Here is a 17,014-nt window from a genome sequence, read left to right on the forward strand (position 1 = left end):
CGGCCGGGCCGCCGGCCCGGCCGGTCGGGAACCCGGGACGCGATCCTGGCCGCGGCCCGGGAGCGCTTCGCGAAATGCGGATTCGACAAAACCTCCATCCGAGCGGTCGCCGCGGACGCGGAGGTGGATCCGGCGCTGGTGCACCATTACTTCGGGACCAAGCAGCAGTTGTTCGCCGCGGTGGTGGAACTACCGGTGGATCCGGAGATCGTCCTGCGGCGGGTGGACGCGGTACCGCTGGACCGGCTCGGCGAAACCATCGTCGCCGCCGTGGTGGGCCTGTGGGATTCCCCGGCCGGCACCGGTGCGGTGGCACTGGTGCGGAGTCTGGTGGCGAGCGGGGATACCTCGCTGGCCCGCGATTTTCTCCTGTCGGTGGTGCTGGAGCGGGTGCGGCAGCGAATCGCCACCGATACCGACGACGGCCGGCTCCGGGTGGCATTGGCCGCCTCACAGATGGCGGGACTGGTGATCTCCCGCAAGATCCTGGCGCTTCAACCGGTGAGTGGGCTGCCGCTGCCGCAGATAGTCGCGGCCGTCGGGCCCACGGTCCAGCGTTATCTCACCGGGAATCTGGGTCAGGACTCGGCCGCTGCCGACGAGCCCTGACCCGGATGTCACTCCCCGTACTGGCGGGCGAAGTCGGCGTGTTCGGCGTCGTCGACCGGGCGGGCCTCATCGGCGAGGAGTACCGGAATACCGCCGTCGATCGGGTAGGCCAGGCGCAGTCGCGGGTTGTACAGCAGATCCGCGCCGTCGGCGGCGCGCACCAGATGCAGCTGACCTTTGTCCTGCGGGCAGGCCAGCAGGCTCAGCAGGGTGGGATCCAGAATGGTTTCCTCCGACATGAGGATCAACCTACCGGTCGGCGGAACGAGAGGGAGCGGTGGCCGAAATAGCTGCCGACCGCGACCGCGCCCATCACCACGATCGCGGCGGGCGCCCGGGGAAAGCCGAGCACCGTGACAGCGAGTTCGAGCAGCAGGGCGTTGGCGACCAGTCCGCCGCTGTTGACGGCCACGAACGCGGCGAAATCCCGGAGCACCCGGCCGCGGACCCGGAACACCAGATTGCGGTGCAGCACGAAGGCGATCCCGACACCGGTGGCGTAGGCCGCGGCCACCGCCACCGACGGTGGCACAGCGGTCCCGAGCAGCCACAGCCATCCCATGGTCAGGCCGACTCCCATCGCCGTGTTGACGGCCCCGACCACCGCGAAGGCGAGTTCCCGCCGGCGCACGAGCCGCAGCAGGGGGCCCGGGTCGGTGGGCTCCGCGAGCGTACCGTCGCGCGGGGTGGCCCGGTGTCCGGCGGATCCGGTCACGGGCGCGCGGCGACGGGACCTGGCCCGCCGGCCACCGGGTCGGTGGGCGGCGGAGCCACCGGGTCGGTGGGCGCAGCGGCCGGGCCGCCACGAGGTACAGCGAGGCCGACGAGCGGTTCGGCCGGGCCGACGAGTGGCTCGGCCGGGCCGGCCGGTGGTTCGGCAGGCGGCGGGACAGTTCGCCGGCGGCCGCGCCGGCGGTCCAGCTCCAGGGCGGCCAGGCCGAGCAATCCGGCTGTCACCAGCGCGGCGCCGATCTTCCAACCGGGAGGCCGCCAGGTGAGTTCCAGGTCTCCCGCGCGGGTGCCGGGCGGGATATCCACGGCGACGAAACTGTTCGCCACCACGTCGATCGGGAGCTGCCGGCCGTCGAGGTGCGCGCGATACCCAGGCCAGCCCAATCGCGCGAAGACGATCCGGCCGCCGGTGGGTGAATCGACCCGGACCCGGCTGGTGGTATCCGATTCGGCGGTGGCGCCGACGGTGACACCGGCGGTGTGGGCGACCCGGCCGGCGCGTCCCGACACCGGGCCGGTCTCGCGTTCGAGAACCACGATGTACTGTTCGTGCCCCGGATAGTCCACCCATTTCCAGCCCGCGGGCGCGGGCTGCTCGCGGGCTCCGGGGAACAGCGCGCGCTGGAGGACCACGCGGTCGACCAGCATCAGATCCACCAGGGGCCGTCCGGTCTCGGGTTCCGGCGCGAAGGCCCGTCGATAGGCGTCGGGGCAGACGCTGACGTCCCAGCGCATACACAGCAGATGGCCGAAATAGAAGTGACCGTTGGGGGTATAGCCGCCCACATAGTCGACCTCCAGGTTCTTGGCGTAGTTACCGAAGGCCAGCGACCCGTACGCACCGTCGAGGGTGCGCTCGCCGGGAGCGATGAGCGCCCGGTCGCCCAATTGCAGCGTGGTGCCCGGGAAATCGGGGAAGGCCGCCGTCATCTCCGACCGCTTCGCGGGCAGATTCCAGCTCATGGGCGTGGGCTGGGCCGCGTGCACCTGGAGGTAGGCGATCGGCGCCACCGCGACCAGCGTGAGCAGGCAGGCGGCGCCCCGCCCGCGGGTCCGGCCCAGCCACAGCACGACCGCCCCCAGCCCGCCCACTCCGCCCGCGGCCATCAGGTGGCCGAGCGTCTCCTCCGGCGCGGCCGCGGCGGACCGCGCCAGCAGGAGCACGACCAGGACCGCGGCGGCGATACCACGCCGACGGGTTCCGGCGACCGTGCCGAACCGGCCGAGCAGGACACACACCAGCACCAGCAGCGCCAGCGCGACCATCGGCAGTACCCGGGCCGGCCAGCGCAGCGGGCCCATGGTTCCGGGCCCGGCGGTCCACAGCAGGGTCAGGACGGCGAACAGGGCGGGCCCGCTCAGCTCCCGCGCCGCGTCCGCGGCGCGTTTCCAGTCGACGAAGGCCAGCGCCGGGATCAGGAACCACGCGATGTACACCATGGGCAGCGGTTGCACGTATCCCCACCAGGAAGTGAAGGCGGGCAACGTACTGGGCAGGCTGGCGTTCAGCGATTCCGACCACGGCACGGTCAGGAATTGGTCGTTGCGGACCTCCGACGCGCCGCGCCAGGTGACATCGGCGGTCAGCAGACTCGGCAGGTAGGTCGCCAGACCGGCCGCCGCCGCGCACCCGGCCACCAGGGCGAGCCGGACCACCGGCCCCCACTGCCGCCGGTACACGAATTCGCCGAGGAGCACGGTGGCGAACAGCACGGCCGCTTCCACCGCGGGAAAGACGTACTGCACCGAGATCGTCAGATAGAGGAACACGAACACCGGGACAGGTCCCCCGCGACCCCGGGCGAAGCGCACTCCCGACGCCCAGGCGTGCACCAGCCAGGTGGTCCCGGTGAACGCGGTCATCCAGCTGGCCGCGTCGAAGAACAACAGGAAACCGCTACAGGGGAAAGCCACCCCGGCCACCGCCGACCAGGGCGGGCGGCCGCCGTAGGCCAGGCAGACACGGTACACACCGAGCCCCAGCACGACCGCGAACAGCATTTTGACCAGTGTCGCGTACAACGCGAGATCGTCCACCGAGACCGCGAGCAGATCGATCAGCAGCTGCGGCGGATTGAGCAGACCGGTCTCCTCGATGGCGTAGTTACCGGCCAGCCAGTTCTCCGGCACCAATACCGGGAACCGCCCCTCGCGCAGGGCGCGGCCGGTCATCACCCACAGCGGCGCGTACTGGGACTCGGTGTCGTCGGTGTAGAAATGCCGGGAATTCGCCAGCAGGACAGCGAGATAGGCGGCGAGCACGCCCGCCGTGCACACCAGACCCCACCGGACCACATCCCGCCGACTCTCGGCTCGACCATCCGCCACGGGTCCCAGACCCTACCGCCCGCAGTGGGTTCCACGACCGGAACGACGCGCATTCGGATCTGCCCGCCTCGTCCGCACCGCACCTGCTAGAGTTCGCATTTCTCGGGCTCACCAGCGTCATCGAGACCCGGCACGCGTTATCCACCGTCGAAAGTCGATCTCGCCAATGCCGTTTTCTCCCAGCTCCGTGTCCGCCCGGGCCGCCGACCGGCCACCGGCGACCCGCCCCATTCCCCCTCTCGGCACCGCGGCCCCACGACCCGGGCGCGACCACCCGGCCCCCGACTTCGAATCCGATTCGCCCGAAGTATGCGGTATTTCGGTCGTGGTCCCGGTGTACCGCGGTGAACAGACCGTCGCCGCGCTCGTGCGGGAGCTGGACGTGTTGGGTGTACCCACCGCGACTCCCGGCGGTCTCGGCTTCCGGGTCGCGGAGATCGTGCTGGTGCACGATCACGGCCCCGACCGCTCCGATCTCGTACTACAGCGGCTGGCGCGCGAATACCCGCAGGTGCGGGTGGTCTGGTTGAGCCGCAATTACGGACAGGACGCGGCCACCATCGCCGGGCTGGCCGCCGCCCGGGAACGCTGGGTCGTCACCATGGACGAGGACGGGCAACACGACCCGGCCCATATCGCCGCGTTCCTGGATGCCGCGTACCGCGAACGCGCCGACCTGGTCTACTCCCGGCCCACCAACACCCGCCCGCACGGTCCGCTGCGCAACCTCACCTCGCGCGGCGCGAAACTGGTGCTGGCCACTCTCTTCGCCTTCCCCGCCTCCACCCGATTCGAGAGCTTCCGGCTGATCCGCGGCGATATCGGGCGCCGGCTCGCCGAGGTCGCGGCCAACGGCGCCTATCTCGATGTCGCACTGACCTGGGTCGTCGGCCGGACCGCGACGGTCCCTGTGCTGTTGCGCTCCGAGGGCCGGGCCGAATCCGGGTACAGCTACCGGCGGCTGTTCTCGCTGTTCTGGAAGATGGTGCTGTGCACCGGAACCCGCGGGCTGCGGCTGGTGAGCCTGCTCGGGGTGACGCTGGCGCTGGCCGGGGCGGTGCTGGCCGGCGTGATCATCTACACGGCGCTGACCGGCGACGGCGCCGACCCGGAGGGCTGGGCCTCCATCATCGTGGTGCTGCTGCTGTGCTCGGGCGCGGTGCTGTTCTCGCTCGGCCTCATCGCCGAATACCTCGGAGTGGTTCTGCACATCCTGGTCGGAAAACCGCTGTACCTGACGGTGGAATCGCCGACACCCCGCCCCGCGGAGGAGCCGACGGCCGCGGCGGTGCGCCGGGCCGCCGAGGCGGCGAGGTGACCGAGCGGATCATCTTCAGCCGTCCCTATCGGTCGGCCGCGGAACTGTCGAATCTGACCGCCGTACTCGATTCCGACCACTGTCACGGCGACGGCCCGTTCACCGCCGCGGCCACCGCGAAACTCGCCGAGATCACCGGAGCTCGCCACGTTCTGTTGACCACCTCGTGCACCCATGCGCTGGAACTGGCCGCGCTCCTGCTCGAGCTGGGGCCCGGCGACGAGGTGATCGTGCCGAGTTTCGCGTTCACCTCCACCGCCGCGGCGTTCGCGGTACACGGTGCCACCTGCGTTTTCGTCGATATCGACAGCACCACCGGCAATATCGACCCGCAGGCCGCCGCGGCGGCGATCACCGACCACACCAAGGCGATCGTGGTCATGCACTACGGCGGGGTGGCCGCTGATATGGCCACCCTGCAACGCCTCGCCGACCGGCACGGTCTGGCGCTGATCGAGGACAACGCCCACGGACTCGGCGGTACCTGGCGGGGCCGCTCGCTCGGCACCCTCGGCACGCTGGGCACCCAGAGTTTCCACGATACGAAGAACGTGCACTGCGGTGAGGGCGGTGCGCTGCTGCTCTCCGACGACATCCTGATGGGCCGCGCCGAGATCATCCGGGAAAAGGGCACCGATCGCGCCCGGTTCCTGCGCGGCCAGGTGGACAAGTACTCCTGGCAGGACATCGGGTCCAGTTATCTGCCCAGTGAACTCAATGCCGCCGTACTCGACGCCCAGCTCGCCGAATTCCACACCATTCAGCGCGCCCGGCACCGGGTGTGGCACACCTACGCGGCCGGGCTCGGCTCCTGGGCGGCCGAGCAGGGGGTCGCCCCGATGTCGGTGCCGCCGGACCGGCGCCATACCGCACACCTGTTCTACCTGCGTATGCCGACCGAGGAAGCCCGCGACGGCCTCATCCGGTATCTCGCCGACCGCGGGATCGTGGCGCCGTTCCACTATGTACCACTCGACTCGAGCGCGGCGGGGCTCAAATACGGCCGGACGCCCTACCCGTGCACCCGCAGCGCCCGGTTCGCGGCGAGTATCGTCCGGCTACCGCTGTGGCCCATGCTCACCCGGGACCAGATCCACCGGGTGCTCGACGCGGTCACCGCGTACCGGTGCTGACAGGGGGCGGCGGTCACAGTCCGGCGGGATCGGCCTCGGTGAGTGCTTCGTAGGTCTCCGATTCCGGTTCATACCACCAGGTGAGCGGGCCGGGGCGCGGGCCGCCCGCCGCCGCGACGGCGTGTGCCGACGGCCGGAACGACGGACTGCGCGGAATATCGTCGACGATGTACACGACATCCGGGCGCTGGTCGGGCGCCAGCGAGCGCAGGGCTTCGGTGATATCGCCGGCTTCGAGCCGGAAACCCGGACGTACGCTCACCGCCGCGACCGCGAGGACCCGGTCGCGCGCGGGCAGTGCGAAGGCCACTTCCATATCGACGGCGGCGATATCGTTGAGCACATCCACGATCGGCTGGGTGTACACCGGGCCGCGCCGGGTCCGGATCACGGTGTCGATCCGGTCGACCAGCCAGTAGTCGCCGTCGCTGTCGCGCCGGAACAGGTTCTCGGTGGGCAACCAGGAGTCCTCCGGTTCGAAGACGCCGCGTAATCCGCCCAGCGACAGGTCCACCCCCGCCCCGGCCGAGCCGATCAGCAGCCCGACCTCGTTGTCGGCACACCGGCGGGCGTAGCCGTGGTCGTCGACCTGGACCTGGCCGGAGACCGGGTCGTAGGCCACCAGTTCCACCCGCGCGGTCCCCGGCACCGGCCGGCCCTTGCAGCCGAATTTCACACCCGGCACATTCGCGAGCACCACATCGCCCTCGATGGAGGCATAGAACTCGAGCACCCGGGCCGGGGCGAACTGTTCGACGGTGCGACGCCACAGACCGGCGGGCATTCCGGAGCCGATGAACAACCGGATGGGATGCGCGTGCCCGTCCGGAAAGACCTCGGCGTCGAGGATATCGCGCAGCATCGTCCACGTGTACGTCACGACCGTGACCCCGTAGCGGTGGACTTCCTCGGCGAAACGGCCCGGATCCAGGGACCGGGCCAGCGCGATCCGGCTCCCACCGGCGATGGCTCCGCCCAGGCTCACCAGCAGTCCGGACGAATGGTGCAGCGGCGCCAGGCAGTACACCGTGTCCTTGTTGTCGAGATCGGCCGCCGAGGCGGTACCGAACGCCGACAGCGCCCAGCGGTGATTGGTGATGTATTTGATGTCCAGCCGGTCCCCTACGCCGGCGACCAGGATGAACGCCAATTCCCGGGCACGTCCCGGATTCGGGCGGTACCAGCCCGGCACCCGGACCCGCTCGGGATCGACCTGTTCGAGATCCACCACATCGGTACCCGCGGGCACCGCGAGGCCGCGGGCGTCACCGCCGCCGAGGACGAACACCCGGGCCCCGGTGGCGACGGCGTGGCGTACGTTCTCCGGATCCGAGACCAGCACCGTCGTCCCGGTCTGCGCGAGAGCGGTGGTCAGATCGCTCTCGGGCGCCATGAGCACGGCGACGGCACCCAGACGCGACAATGCCGCCAAGGTCACCAGCGCACTGGGCCGGGTCTCCATCACCACCCCGACCCGGGTCGCGGGCCGGATCCCGACCGAGATCAAACCGCGCACCACATTGTCGATCCGGATATCGACCGCGGCATTCGTGTGCACCCGGTCGTCGAAGAGGAAACATTCACCGCGCGGCGACCGCCGGGCCTGTTCGGCCAGCAGCCGGCCGATGGAGATCCGGGTCGTCGATTCGATCGTGCCGAGCCGGGTCAGCCGGGGCAGTGTGCGGGTGGCGCCCTCGACCACGCCCACCGATCCGCGCAGGGTGTTGGCGGCCAGGTGTTCGAGCGTGCGGCCCACCTCGGCGCCGGCTCCGGCCAGGGCGGCGGCGGTGTGCACCACGCGCAGCAGGGCGGTACGCGGTGCCTCCTCCGCGACGTGATCGGTCATCGGCACGATCTCTTCCGGCAGTGGATTGCCGCCTTCGACCCAGCCCACCCAGTCGCGCACCTGGGGCCAGGTGCACTTGGTGGCGACCGATCCCGCGACGAGACCGAAATGGCCCGAGACCACTGTCGACTCGTACACCTCGGCCCGCGGCGCGGCCCGCACGATACCGCGCACCGCCGCGGGCTGGCCGATCTCGTCGACCTCACCGAGGAAAGCCAGAATCGGGCATTTCAGGTCGGCCAGCGAGATCGGCTGGTCGCGGATGACAAAACCGCCCAGCATCATGCGGTTGTGCACGACGAACTGTTTGAGCAGGTCGGCCGCGGCGGGCCCGGCGTAGCCGACCCAGCCCTCGTTGGTCAGGAAGCGCCGCTGCCGCTCCTTGGGCAGCAATGCTTCGCGGTCGTGCAGCTGGCGCAGGAAATCGATCCGCGCCTTGGCGGTCTTCACCGGGTCGAGGAGCTGGAATCCGATGCGGACCATCCGGTCGGTGATCGGCAGCCGGGGCACGACATGGTCGGCCGCGAAATCCACCAGATCCGAGACCGCGGCATGCGGCAGGCCCAGCGGCATCCCGGCCACGATATCGACGGGGCTGCCGAAGGTCACGATGCTCGCGATACCCTTGCTCGCCCGGAAGGCCGCGGTCTGGTAGGCGAACATACCGCCCTGCGAATACCCCATCAGGTGCACATCGCGGCCGGTCGCGGCGCAGACCGTATCGATCGCGGTGTTCACCGCGAGCACATGGTCGGCGAGATCGCGTTTCCAGCCGCCTTCCTCCACCGACGGCGAACCGAAATCGATGACCCAGCAGTCGATACCGCCGCGGTGCAGGATGCCGACCGCGCCGTCGTCGCCGTTGACGTCCCAGATATCGGCGTTGACCATGAGCGGCGGGACCAACAACACCACCGGACCGCCTTTGGGGGCGGCGGGGAAGTAGTGGCGCAGGCGGTACATGGGCCGTCGCTCGGCGATCTCGAACGGTGAGGACTCGGTATCCCTGCCCAGTCCGCCGAAGCGGATCACCTCGAGCCCGTTCTGCGCGGTGGACATCACCCGCCGCGCCGACCCCGCCAGACCTCGCACACTCAACTTCACATTCCGCTCCCAGCCCTACCTGTGGCGTGGCATACCTCACAAACCCCGTGGTATGCACAAAGCCTGCCATATCGCACCCCGTACCCGTGAGGTCCGTTGTGACATCTACATCATGTACCCGCCACCTCGGCGGAACCCTAGCCCGCGCCGATAGGGTGAGGATCGTGACCGACCCGACCGTGCCATCCACCACCGCCGACCGGGAAAACCTGCCCGTCGAGCTGGTCGACTCCACCGGCAAGACGGTCGGGTCGTGCCCGGTGGCCGAGGCCCATCGTGCCCCCGGCCGCCCGCACCGGGCCTTCTCGGTGCTGATCTTCGACACCGCGGGCCGGACCCTGCTGCAGCAACGCGCGCCCGGTAAGACGCGGTTTCCGGCACGCTGGTCGAATACGTGCTGCGGCCATCCCGCCCCCGGCGTCCCCGTCGTCGAGGCGGCCGGTGTGCGTCTGACCGAAGAGATGGGGCTGCGCGTACCGCTCACCGAGGTCGGTGTCTACAGCTACCGGGCGAGCGACCCGCGCACCGGGTTCGTCGAGGACGAATGGGATCACGTCCTGGTGGGCGTGCTCGACGATGCGCGGCCGCGGCCCGACCCGGCCGAGGTCGCCGACTACCGCTGGATCGGCCCGGACGAGTTGCGCGCCCGGCTACGGGAGGACCCGGACGGGTTCAGTCCCTGGCTCGCCGGCGTACTGGAGATCGCCGCCGCCGGGCCGCCGGTTCCGGCCTGAGCCCGCCGCCGCCAGGGCACCGGATGTCTCGTCGTTTCTACATCCCGGCCGAGCCCAGCGCCTGCGCGATACTGCCGAGAAAATCGGCGACAACCAGATAAGCCACCGCGAGTGCGACCAGTATGAACTCCATGCCGGCTTCATCGGCCGACAGCGACCGGCCGTTATCCCGGTCCTCGTCACGCCGTCTCATCGCGTGGTCTGGAGGCGGTCCGGATGCGACCGGACCAGATATCCGGACCCGAACGTGGTGCTCGCCGATCGTGCGGCGTTGCGACCAACAGCTCGAGTCGGTCATCCCTTCGGGTTCGGTTATCTATATCAAGATGCGCATATCTACGTAATAAGATTATTTTCCGTGCTCCGCGAGCCGCCGAGGACGGCTTCGCTCGACGCGTCGCGGATCAGCCCTGAGGCCGACAACGACGGCCGAGCCACCGGCATGCGCGTACCGGGACGTCGTTTCCGCACCGGCCGGGCGACCCCGGCCGGTGCTTCAGGGCCGGTCCCCCGGATGGCTCGCCACCGCCCGGGACACCGGATCAGTCCAGCCAGCTCCGGATCTGCTCGGCGGCCGCGCGGATCTCGCCGAGCTGTTCGGCGACCCGCTCCCCCGCCGTGCCGCCGCGGGCATTACGCGACGCGACGGAGCCGGCCACCGTCAGCACCTCACGGACCCGCGGGGTGAGCGCCGGGTCGATCGCCGCGAACTCCTCGTCGGTCAGCTCGTCCAGTCCGACCCCGCGCGCCTCGGCGGTCCGCACACAGGCGCCGGCGGCTTCGTGCGCGACACGGAACGGCACCCCGTGCCGGACCATCCATTCGGCGATATCGGTCGCCAGAGTGAAACCGGCGGGCGCCAGCTCGGCCATCCGGTCGGTGTGGAAGGTGAGAGTGGAGACCAGGCCGGCGATGGCCGGTAACAGCAGCTCCAGCTGCGCCACCGAGTCGAACAGGGGTTCCTTGTCCTCCTGCAGGTCCCGGTTGTAGGCCAGCGGCTGGGCCTTCAGGGTGGCGAGGAGCCCGGTGAGGTTGCCGATCAGCCGGCCCGCTTTACCGCGGGTGAGTTCGGAGACGTCCGGGTTCTTCTTCTGCGGCATGATCGACGAACCGGTCGACCAGGCGTCGGCCAGGGTGATGTAGCCGAACTCCGGCGTGCTCCACAGGATGATCTCCTCGGCCATCCGGCTGAGGTCCACGCCGATCATCGCCAGGACGAAGGCGGCCTCGGCCGCGAAATCCCGCGCGGAGGTCGCGTCGATGGAATTCGCGGCCGCGGCGGTGAAATCGAGTTCGGCCGCGATGGCCTCGGGGTCGAGGCCGAGCGAGGACCCGGCGAGCGCACCGGACCCGTACGGCGAGACGGCGGCCCGCTTGTCGAAATCGCGCAGCCGGTCGATATCGCGCACCAGCGGATGCGCGTGGGCGAGCAGATGGTGGGCCAGCAATACCGGCTGCGCCGCCTGCAGATGGGTTTTGCCCGGCATCACCGCGTCCGGATGCGCCGCGGCCTGATCGGCGAGGGCGTCCACCACCGTCACCAGCCCGGCCGCGATACGCCGTACCGCGTCGCGCAGCCACATCCGGAACAGCGTGGCGACCTGGTCGTTGCGGGAGCGCCCGGCGCGCAGCCGCCCGCCGAGCTCCGGCCCGACCCGGTCGATGAGGCCGCGCTCGAGCGCGCCGTGCACATCCTCATCGGATTCCGCGGGCGTGAAGGCACCGGATCCGACATCGGCGGCGAGCCCGTCCAGGCCGGCGAGCATGGCGCTCAGATCGCTCTCCGACAGCAGTCCGGCCTTGTTCAGCACCCGGGCGTGCGCCTTTGAGGCGCGGATATCGTAGGGCGCCAGCGCCCAGTCGAACTGGGTCGATTTGCTCAGCGCCGCCATCGCCTCGGCGGGGCCGGAGGCGAACCGCCCACCCCACAACGCGCCTTCGTTGGTGCCCACTACCTCTCCCACGTCTCGGTCGGCTGTCTCGGCTGCGCGTTACTTCTGGTTCAGGTCCCGCTTGGCCGCGACCTTCGAGGACAGGCCGTGGATCTGCACGAAGCCCTTGGCCAGCGACTGGTCGAAGCTGTCGCCCTCGTCGTAGGTGGCCAGGTTGAAGTCGTAGAGCGACTGGTCGCTGCGACGGCCGTTGACCGTGACGTTACCGGCGTGCAGCACCATCCGGATATCGCCGGATACATGCTGCTGGGTGTCCGTGACGAAAGCGTCCAGCGCCCGCTTCAGCGGCGAGAACCACAGGCCGTCGTAGGCCAGCTCGCCCCAGCGCTGCTCGACCTGCCGCTTGTAGCGGCCGAGCTCCCGCTCCAGGGTCACGTTCTCCAGCGCCCGGTGCGCGGTGATCAGCGCGATGGCGCCGGGCGCCTCGTAGATCTCGCGGCTCTTGATACCGACGAGCCGGTCCTCGACCATATCGAGCCGGCCCACGCCCTGCCGGCCCGCGCGGCTGTTCAGTTCGGTGATCGCCTCGAGCACGCTGACCTGGCGGCCGTCGATGGCGACCGGGACACCGCGTTCGAAGGTGACGATGAGTTCGTCGGGCGCCTCGAAGTTGACGGTCGGGTCGGTGGTGTAGTCGTAGACGTCCTTGGTGGGGGCATTCCAGAGGTCCTCGAGGAACCCGGTCTCGACGGCGCGGCCCCAGACGTTCTGGTCGATGGAGAACGGCGACTTCTTGGTGACATTGATCGGGAGCTTGTTCTCCTCGGCGAAGGCGATGGCCTTCTCCCGGGTCCAGGCGTAGTCGCGGACGGGGGCGATCACGTTCAGATCGGGGGCCAGGGCGCCGATGCCGACCTCGAAGCGGACCTGATCGTTGCCCTTACCGGTGCAGCCGTGCGCCACGGTGTCCGCGCCGTGGAACTTGGCGGCCTCGACCAGGTGCTTGACGATGAGGGGGCGGCTGATGGCCGAGACCAGCGGGTATTCACCCTGGTAGAGCGCGTTGGCCTGAATGGTGGGCAGGCAGTACTCGTCGGCGAACTCGTCGCGGGCGTCCACCACGACCGCTTCGACGGCACCGCAGTCGAGCGCGCGCTGACGCACCACGTTCATATCCTCGCCGCCCTGCCCCAGATCGATGGCCACGGCCACGACCTCGGCGCCGGTCTCCTTGCCGATCCAGCTGATGGCCACGGAGGTGTCCAGCCCACCGGAGTAGGCGAGTACGACGCGATCGGACATGTTCTGGTGCTCCTCGGATGCATTCGGTGCTGCGGATGATGTTCGTGGTCTGCGTGCGCGGGCCCGCGGCCTTCCCAGCAGTATGCTGGCCCGTTGCCGGATCGGTGCGCGCCGCCGCTACAAATGATTATGCACGATGGTGCAATCTCATTCACAATCGGGGTGCCGACGCCTGCTACCTGGCGCTATACCGCATCCAGGAATGGTTGCGATCGACGGCCACCCCTTCCTCACCCACTCACCCTATGAGACGCTGGTCACACCGATAGGCGGTCGATGGGCAGAGGAGGACGGACCGTGCAGATGTTGCAACAGTGGGCGCAGGACAACTACGAGACAATCGGCTACGTCGTCGTCACCCTCGGCAACGCCGCCCTGACCATCGGCAAATGGGGCATCGATATGGCCACACCGCTGCTGCAGGACCTGGTGAACAACCACTGAGCCCGGCGCATACCGTCTCGCCCGTAAGCTGATCACCGATCCAACGGCGCAGCAGCGGTCGCTGTGGCGACCCACGCGTCCGCAAGCGCATCGCGCTCGATATACGCGATCACGTCACCGATCAGGGAGCGGTAGGCGGCCCCGATCTCGGCAGCGACCTCACGCGATGCCAACGCCCACACCGCAGACACGCTCTTCACCGGCGTGAACGTCAGGTCGAACCCGGCCACCGTCTTCCGCGACGGCCGCGAAGCACGCGCCACCCACCCCGACAGCTCCCGCTCGTTCAGCGGCGCCCGCCCTGCCTCCACGGCGAACATCCGCGCCGCGCCGCGGTAAGGCCTTTCCATTGCCGTTCGCCGAGCACCTGGTACGCCTGAAGCACCCCGCGACGCCACCAGACCCGACCCTCGAACCGGGCGCCACCCGAATCCGACAGAATGACGATCCTGCTCGAAACCGTCAATGAGCAGCTTCGCCAAATATAATATGCAGCGCCGTACTATCGTAAGCGATGGAACCTGACAGGAATTTTGCCGGAGTGCTCTGATATACCTCTAGCGGGTTATCGGGATCATAAAGTTCGTTATGATTCGCAGACCAAAAACTTGCCGTGCCTTCGTCGTAGTATCCATAGTCAAAAACGGTATACCCCGGCTTGCCTTGCCGGTAGTATCCCGACATATCCACATGGCCAGTTATCGGGTGTGGTGCAAACCTTGCGGCATCGGGAGTGCTCGAACCCCTGCCGCCGCGGTGAATGATATTATCACTAGTTTGCCCTGACCAGTAATGTTGCCCTACCATGTGCGCCTTCACGTTCGAGAGGTCTCCTGCGGGTAGGTGTACATCGACACCGAGATCCGCTTTTACCAGGCGCGTTAATTCGCCGACATCGGGACCAGATTGCAGGATCTCGTTGAACTTCGACACCTGGCCCGATATCCGCGTGAACAGTCGCTCGTTGCCTTCGATTTTCGCCTGACTCCTGGCTTCGATCATTTCCCTCCTGTATCCTTCTGGTATTCTAGAATGTATTTCTGCCGCATCCACCAGCGCCTTCTCCAGTTTTTTATTGCAGTACTCCATGTACTCGCGCGGCTCGCGCGCCATATGATTTCCGTATATAATAGGCCGGTCCATTCCATGCTGGTCGATAGATCTCTCCGATCTGGCGATTTCCTTCCTCCAATAACCAATTCTTGCATCGGCCAGGTCGCCGGGTGCCAAGACTTTCTCCGCTTCCGAAATTATACGGTGCGATCCGATGTCGCCAAAGGCGAGATTATTGGGTAGCGCACCACGCCTATGCCCCAGAAACAGCGCGGTGACGCCAATGCATCCATGATCGATAATGTCACGTTCCGCATGGGTCATCTCCCTCCCGAACTTATTCTCCCAATATTCGATGAACTCCTGTTTCGAATATGTGCGCCGAGTCACTGGACTGCCATTCGAATCTACAACTCGATAAGATTCGAACGACAGTGCCGGCAGTCGCCCGGACGTGCCCGGATCGCCTGCTATACAGTCTCCCCTGCCCGATCCTGCGGATCGCGCGATCGACACATCGGTTTCAACATACGTAGGCACTGCACCCTTTTGAAGGGTGACCTTGGTATCGCGCAGTAGGCTCGAACCCACTCTCGCAATATCCCCCGTGTCATCGACCAACCCGTCACGTATACGCTCGAAAGCCTTCGAAACCGCCGCTCGCTCGATCATTGCAGGACTCGAATCACCCCATGGTTTGCTACTACGATCACAGTACGGACACGCTGCCGATCGGTCCGGTCAGTCCTATATACAGGGAAGCGCACTCCCTGTATAGCCAATGGTCCGGACCGTCGCCTGGGCCAGCACGTCCACCAGATGCCGGCCCCTGTCGTCGCCGACGCTCCGGACTATCCACCACGTAACACCACAAAGCTCGCGAGTGAAGTAGCCACGGCCTGAGCTCCGCAGTTGTTCCGAATACCACCGGTAGACGCCCCGGAAGTCCGGCGCCCGGAACGCCGCCCCGGAAATGCGGTAGCGTCACAGCATTCCGATGAATGTGGGAGGAGCGGCGGTGCTGGGGGTGGGCGCGACCTTCGCCGGATACCGGATCGAAGGGGTGCTGGGGCAGGGCGGTATGGGGACCGTATACCTCGCCCGGCATCCGCGGCTACCGCGCAGTGTCGCGTTGAAACTGCTGAATCGCGAGGTGAGTACCGATACCGAACTCACCCGCCGGTTCGAGTTGGAGGCCGATGTCGTCGCCCGGCTGGAGCACCCGGGAATTGTCGGGGTGTTCGACCGCGGCACCGACGAGGGGCACCTGTGGATCGCCATGCAGTACATCCGGGGCACCGACGCGGCGAGCTGGGACGCCCGCGCGCATCCGCCCGCGACCACGATCCGGTTACTCGGCGAGACGGCGGCGGCGCTCGACTACGCGCACAGCCGGGGTGTGCTGCACCGCGATGTGAAACCGGCCAACATCCTCATCGCCGATGCCGAATCCCTGCGTGAATCCCATTCGGTGCTCACCGATTTCGGGATCGCGCGACTCACCGACGCCAATACGAAACTGACGGCCACCGGCGCGTTCACCGCCACCCTCGCCTACGGCTCACCGGAGCAGTTGTCCGGGATGGTGGTCGATCATCGCTCCGATCAGTATTCGCTGGCCTGCACCCTGTTCGCGGTTCTCGCCGGACGGCCCCCGTACGCCTCCACGAACCCCGGCCAGGTGGTGATGGGGCATATCTCGCAACCACCGCCGCGGCTCACCGAGGCCCGCCCCGACCTGCCCACCACCGTCGACCCGCTGGTGGCCCGCGCGATGGCCAAACAGCGCGAGGACCGCTTCCAAGACTGCGGTCGATTCATCACCGCGGTACGCGACGCCCTGGAGGGCAGGCATATCGCGGCGCCGCCGACGACCCCGGTGACATCCGTGTCGGTCGCGCGACCGGCGGCCCCGCACCCCCGGGCGGACGTCCGCGTGGGCCATCCGTCCCGGCCGCAGCCGTTTCCGGCGCACCAGCGGGTGGTGACCGACCCAGGACCGCCGATCGCCGACCTGCGACCGCCGGGCGCCCGGTCGTGGCCGCAGCCGCCGGCGGCCGGACCGAGACCGTCGCGCGGGACCGCTGTCACCGCGGGTATGGCCACCCTGCTCGTCGCGGTGTTCCCGGTGTTCGTGTTCTGTGTGGGGCTGGTGGAGACCGCGCGGATGATCGTGGCCGCCGACCCCGCCGGGCGCGCGGAACTCGGCTATTCGGTGCTCGCGCTCCTGTTCATCGGAGTCGTGTCGCTGCTGTGGGTGAGCGGCGGTCTGCTGTTGCTCACGGGCAGACGGTCGGGGCGCGCGCTCACGCTGGTGAGTTCGGTGATCGGCGCGTTGGCGGCGATCACCGGATCGGTAGCCGCCGTCGCCACGAGCGAACCGGCGGCCCTGGCGCTCACCGGTCCGCTGCTGATGTTGTCGGCGCTCGCGTTCGGCTGCGCCGCCGCGCCCGCCACCGGGCGGTGGCTGTCCTATCGCATATCCGTGCGGGCCGGCGGACCCAGGTACTGACCGATCG

Annotated in this window: 14 protein-coding genes; 6 read left to right on the forward strand and 8 right to left on the reverse strand. The window is 68.3% G+C overall.

What is annotated here, in order from left to right:
* On the forward strand, window positions 1–609 hold a 609-nt coding region (locus tag ABZV91_RS26680), incomplete at its 5' end, for a TetR family transcriptional regulator (RefSeq protein ID WP_355247145.1).
* 8 nt (window positions 610–617) lie between these two features.
* On the opposite strand, the gene ABZV91_RS26685 is transcribed toward ABZV91_RS26680, so the two are convergent.
* The 3 genes from ABZV91_RS26685 to ABZV91_RS26695 are packed head-to-tail and all read right to left on the reverse strand — an operon-like array spanning window position 618 to window position 3,636.
* Entirely contained in the window at window positions 618–848 is a 231-nt protein-coding gene (locus ABZV91_RS26685; RefSeq protein ID WP_355247148.1) for a Trm112 family protein, read from the reverse strand.
* A gap of 5 nt (window positions 849–853) precedes the next feature.
* Complete coding sequence (locus tag ABZV91_RS26690; protein WP_355247151.1) at window positions 854–1,324, reverse strand: GtrA family protein; 471 nt, start codon at window positions 1,322–1,324, stop codon at window positions 854–856.
* Window positions 1,321–3,636 (reverse strand): hypothetical protein, encoded by a 2,316-nt coding sequence (locus ABZV91_RS26695; RefSeq protein WP_355247216.1) that lies wholly within the window; start codon window positions 3,634–3,636, stop codon window positions 1,321–1,323. The genes ABZV91_RS26690 and ABZV91_RS26695 overlap by 4 nt, the downstream gene beginning before the upstream one ends.
* 349 nt (window positions 3,637–3,985) lie before the next feature.
* On the opposite strand from ABZV91_RS26695, the gene ABZV91_RS26700 reads away from it, so the two are divergent.
* A complete protein-coding gene (locus ABZV91_RS26700; protein WP_355247219.1) occupies window positions 3,986–4,987 on the forward strand; it encodes a glycosyltransferase in 1,002 nt (333 codons plus the stop codon).
* Complete coding sequence (rffA, locus tag ABZV91_RS26705) at window positions 4,984–6,120, forward strand: dTDP-4-amino-4,6-dideoxygalactose transaminase (RefSeq protein ID WP_355247154.1); 1,137 nt, start codon at window positions 4,984–4,986, stop codon at window positions 6,118–6,120. Before ABZV91_RS26700 ends, rffA begins: the two co-directional genes overlap by 4 nt.
* Before the next feature lie 13 nt (window positions 6,121–6,133).
* Here rffA and ABZV91_RS26710 read toward each other — a convergent pair whose 3' ends face one another.
* A complete protein-coding gene (locus tag ABZV91_RS26710) occupies window positions 6,134–9,070 on the reverse strand; it encodes an AMP-binding protein (protein ID WP_355247157.1) in 2,937 nt (978 codons plus the stop codon).
* A 164-nt stretch (window positions 9,071–9,234) separates the two neighbouring features.
* Here ABZV91_RS26710 and idi point away from each other — a divergent pair, with 164 nt between their 5' ends.
* Complete coding sequence (gene idi, locus ABZV91_RS26715; protein WP_355247160.1) at window positions 9,235–9,804, forward strand: isopentenyl-diphosphate Delta-isomerase; 570 nt, start codon at window positions 9,235–9,237, stop codon at window positions 9,802–9,804.
* A gap of 542 nt (window positions 9,805–10,346) precedes the next feature.
* On the opposite strand, the gene argH is transcribed toward idi, so the two are convergent.
* Both argH and ABZV91_RS26725 read right to left on the reverse strand, forming a co-directional pair.
* Window positions 10,347–11,768 (reverse strand): argininosuccinate lyase, encoded by a 1,422-nt coding sequence (gene argH / locus ABZV91_RS26720; RefSeq protein ID WP_355247163.1) that lies wholly within the window; start codon window positions 11,766–11,768, stop codon window positions 10,347–10,349.
* Window positions 11,769–11,795: 27 nt separating this feature from the next.
* On the reverse strand, window positions 11,796–12,998 hold the full coding sequence (locus tag ABZV91_RS26725; protein ID WP_355247165.1) for an argininosuccinate synthase: 1,203 nt from the start codon (window positions 12,996–12,998) through the stop codon (window positions 11,796–11,798).
* 297 nt (window positions 12,999–13,295) lie between these two features.
* On the opposite strand from ABZV91_RS26725, the gene ABZV91_RS26730 reads away from it, so the two are divergent.
* Window positions 13,296–13,442 (forward strand): hypothetical protein, encoded by a 147-nt coding sequence (locus ABZV91_RS26730; protein WP_355247225.1) that lies wholly within the window; start codon window positions 13,296–13,298, stop codon window positions 13,440–13,442.
* Window positions 13,443–13,474: 32 nt separating this feature from the next.
* On the opposite strand, the gene ABZV91_RS26735 is transcribed toward ABZV91_RS26730, so the two are convergent.
* Window positions 13,475–13,762, reverse strand: coding sequence for a relaxase domain-containing protein (locus tag ABZV91_RS26735; RefSeq protein ID WP_355247168.1), 288 nt, complete (start codon window positions 13,760–13,762; stop codon window positions 13,475–13,477).
* Window positions 13,763–13,904: 142 nt separating this feature from the next.
* A complete protein-coding gene (locus tag ABZV91_RS26740; protein ID WP_355247171.1) occupies window positions 13,905–15,167 on the reverse strand; it encodes a hypothetical protein in 1,263 nt (420 codons plus the stop codon).
* A gap of 325 nt (window positions 15,168–15,492) precedes the next feature.
* On the opposite strand from ABZV91_RS26740, the gene ABZV91_RS26745 reads away from it, so the two are divergent.
* Complete coding sequence (locus tag ABZV91_RS26745) at window positions 15,493–17,007, forward strand: protein kinase (protein ID WP_355247174.1); 1,515 nt, start codon at window positions 15,493–15,495, stop codon at window positions 17,005–17,007.
* The last annotated feature ends 7 nt before the right edge of the window (window positions 17,008–17,014 follow it).

Source organism: Nocardia sp. NPDC004568, assembly GCF_040609955.1.
In the GTDB taxonomy this organism is placed as follows: Bacteria; Actinomycetota; Actinomycetes; order Mycobacteriales; family Mycobacteriaceae; genus Nocardia.

What these genes read in the sequence shown, in the direction of transcription:
- ABZV91_RS26685 (WP_355247148.1), bottom strand. Translation starts at nt 848, where the DNA reads ATGTCGGAGGAAACCATTCTGGATCCCACCCTGCTGAGCCTGCTGGCC.
- ABZV91_RS26725 (WP_355247165.1), bottom strand. Translation starts at nt 12,998, where the DNA reads ATGTCCGATCGCGTCGTACTCGCCTACTCCGGTGGGCTGGACACCTCC.
- ABZV91_RS26735 (WP_355247168.1), bottom strand. Translation starts at nt 13,762, where the DNA reads ATGTTCGCCGTGGAGGCAGGGCGGGCGCCGCTGAACGAGCGGGAGCTG.
- ABZV91_RS26740 (WP_355247171.1), bottom strand. Translation starts at nt 15,167, where the DNA reads ATGATCGAGCGAGCGGCGGTTTCGAAGGCTTTCGAGCGTATACGTGAC.
- ABZV91_RS26745 (WP_355247174.1), top strand. Translation starts at nt 15,493, where the DNA reads ATGAATGTGGGAGGAGCGGCGGTGCTGGGGGTGGGCGCGACCTTCGCC.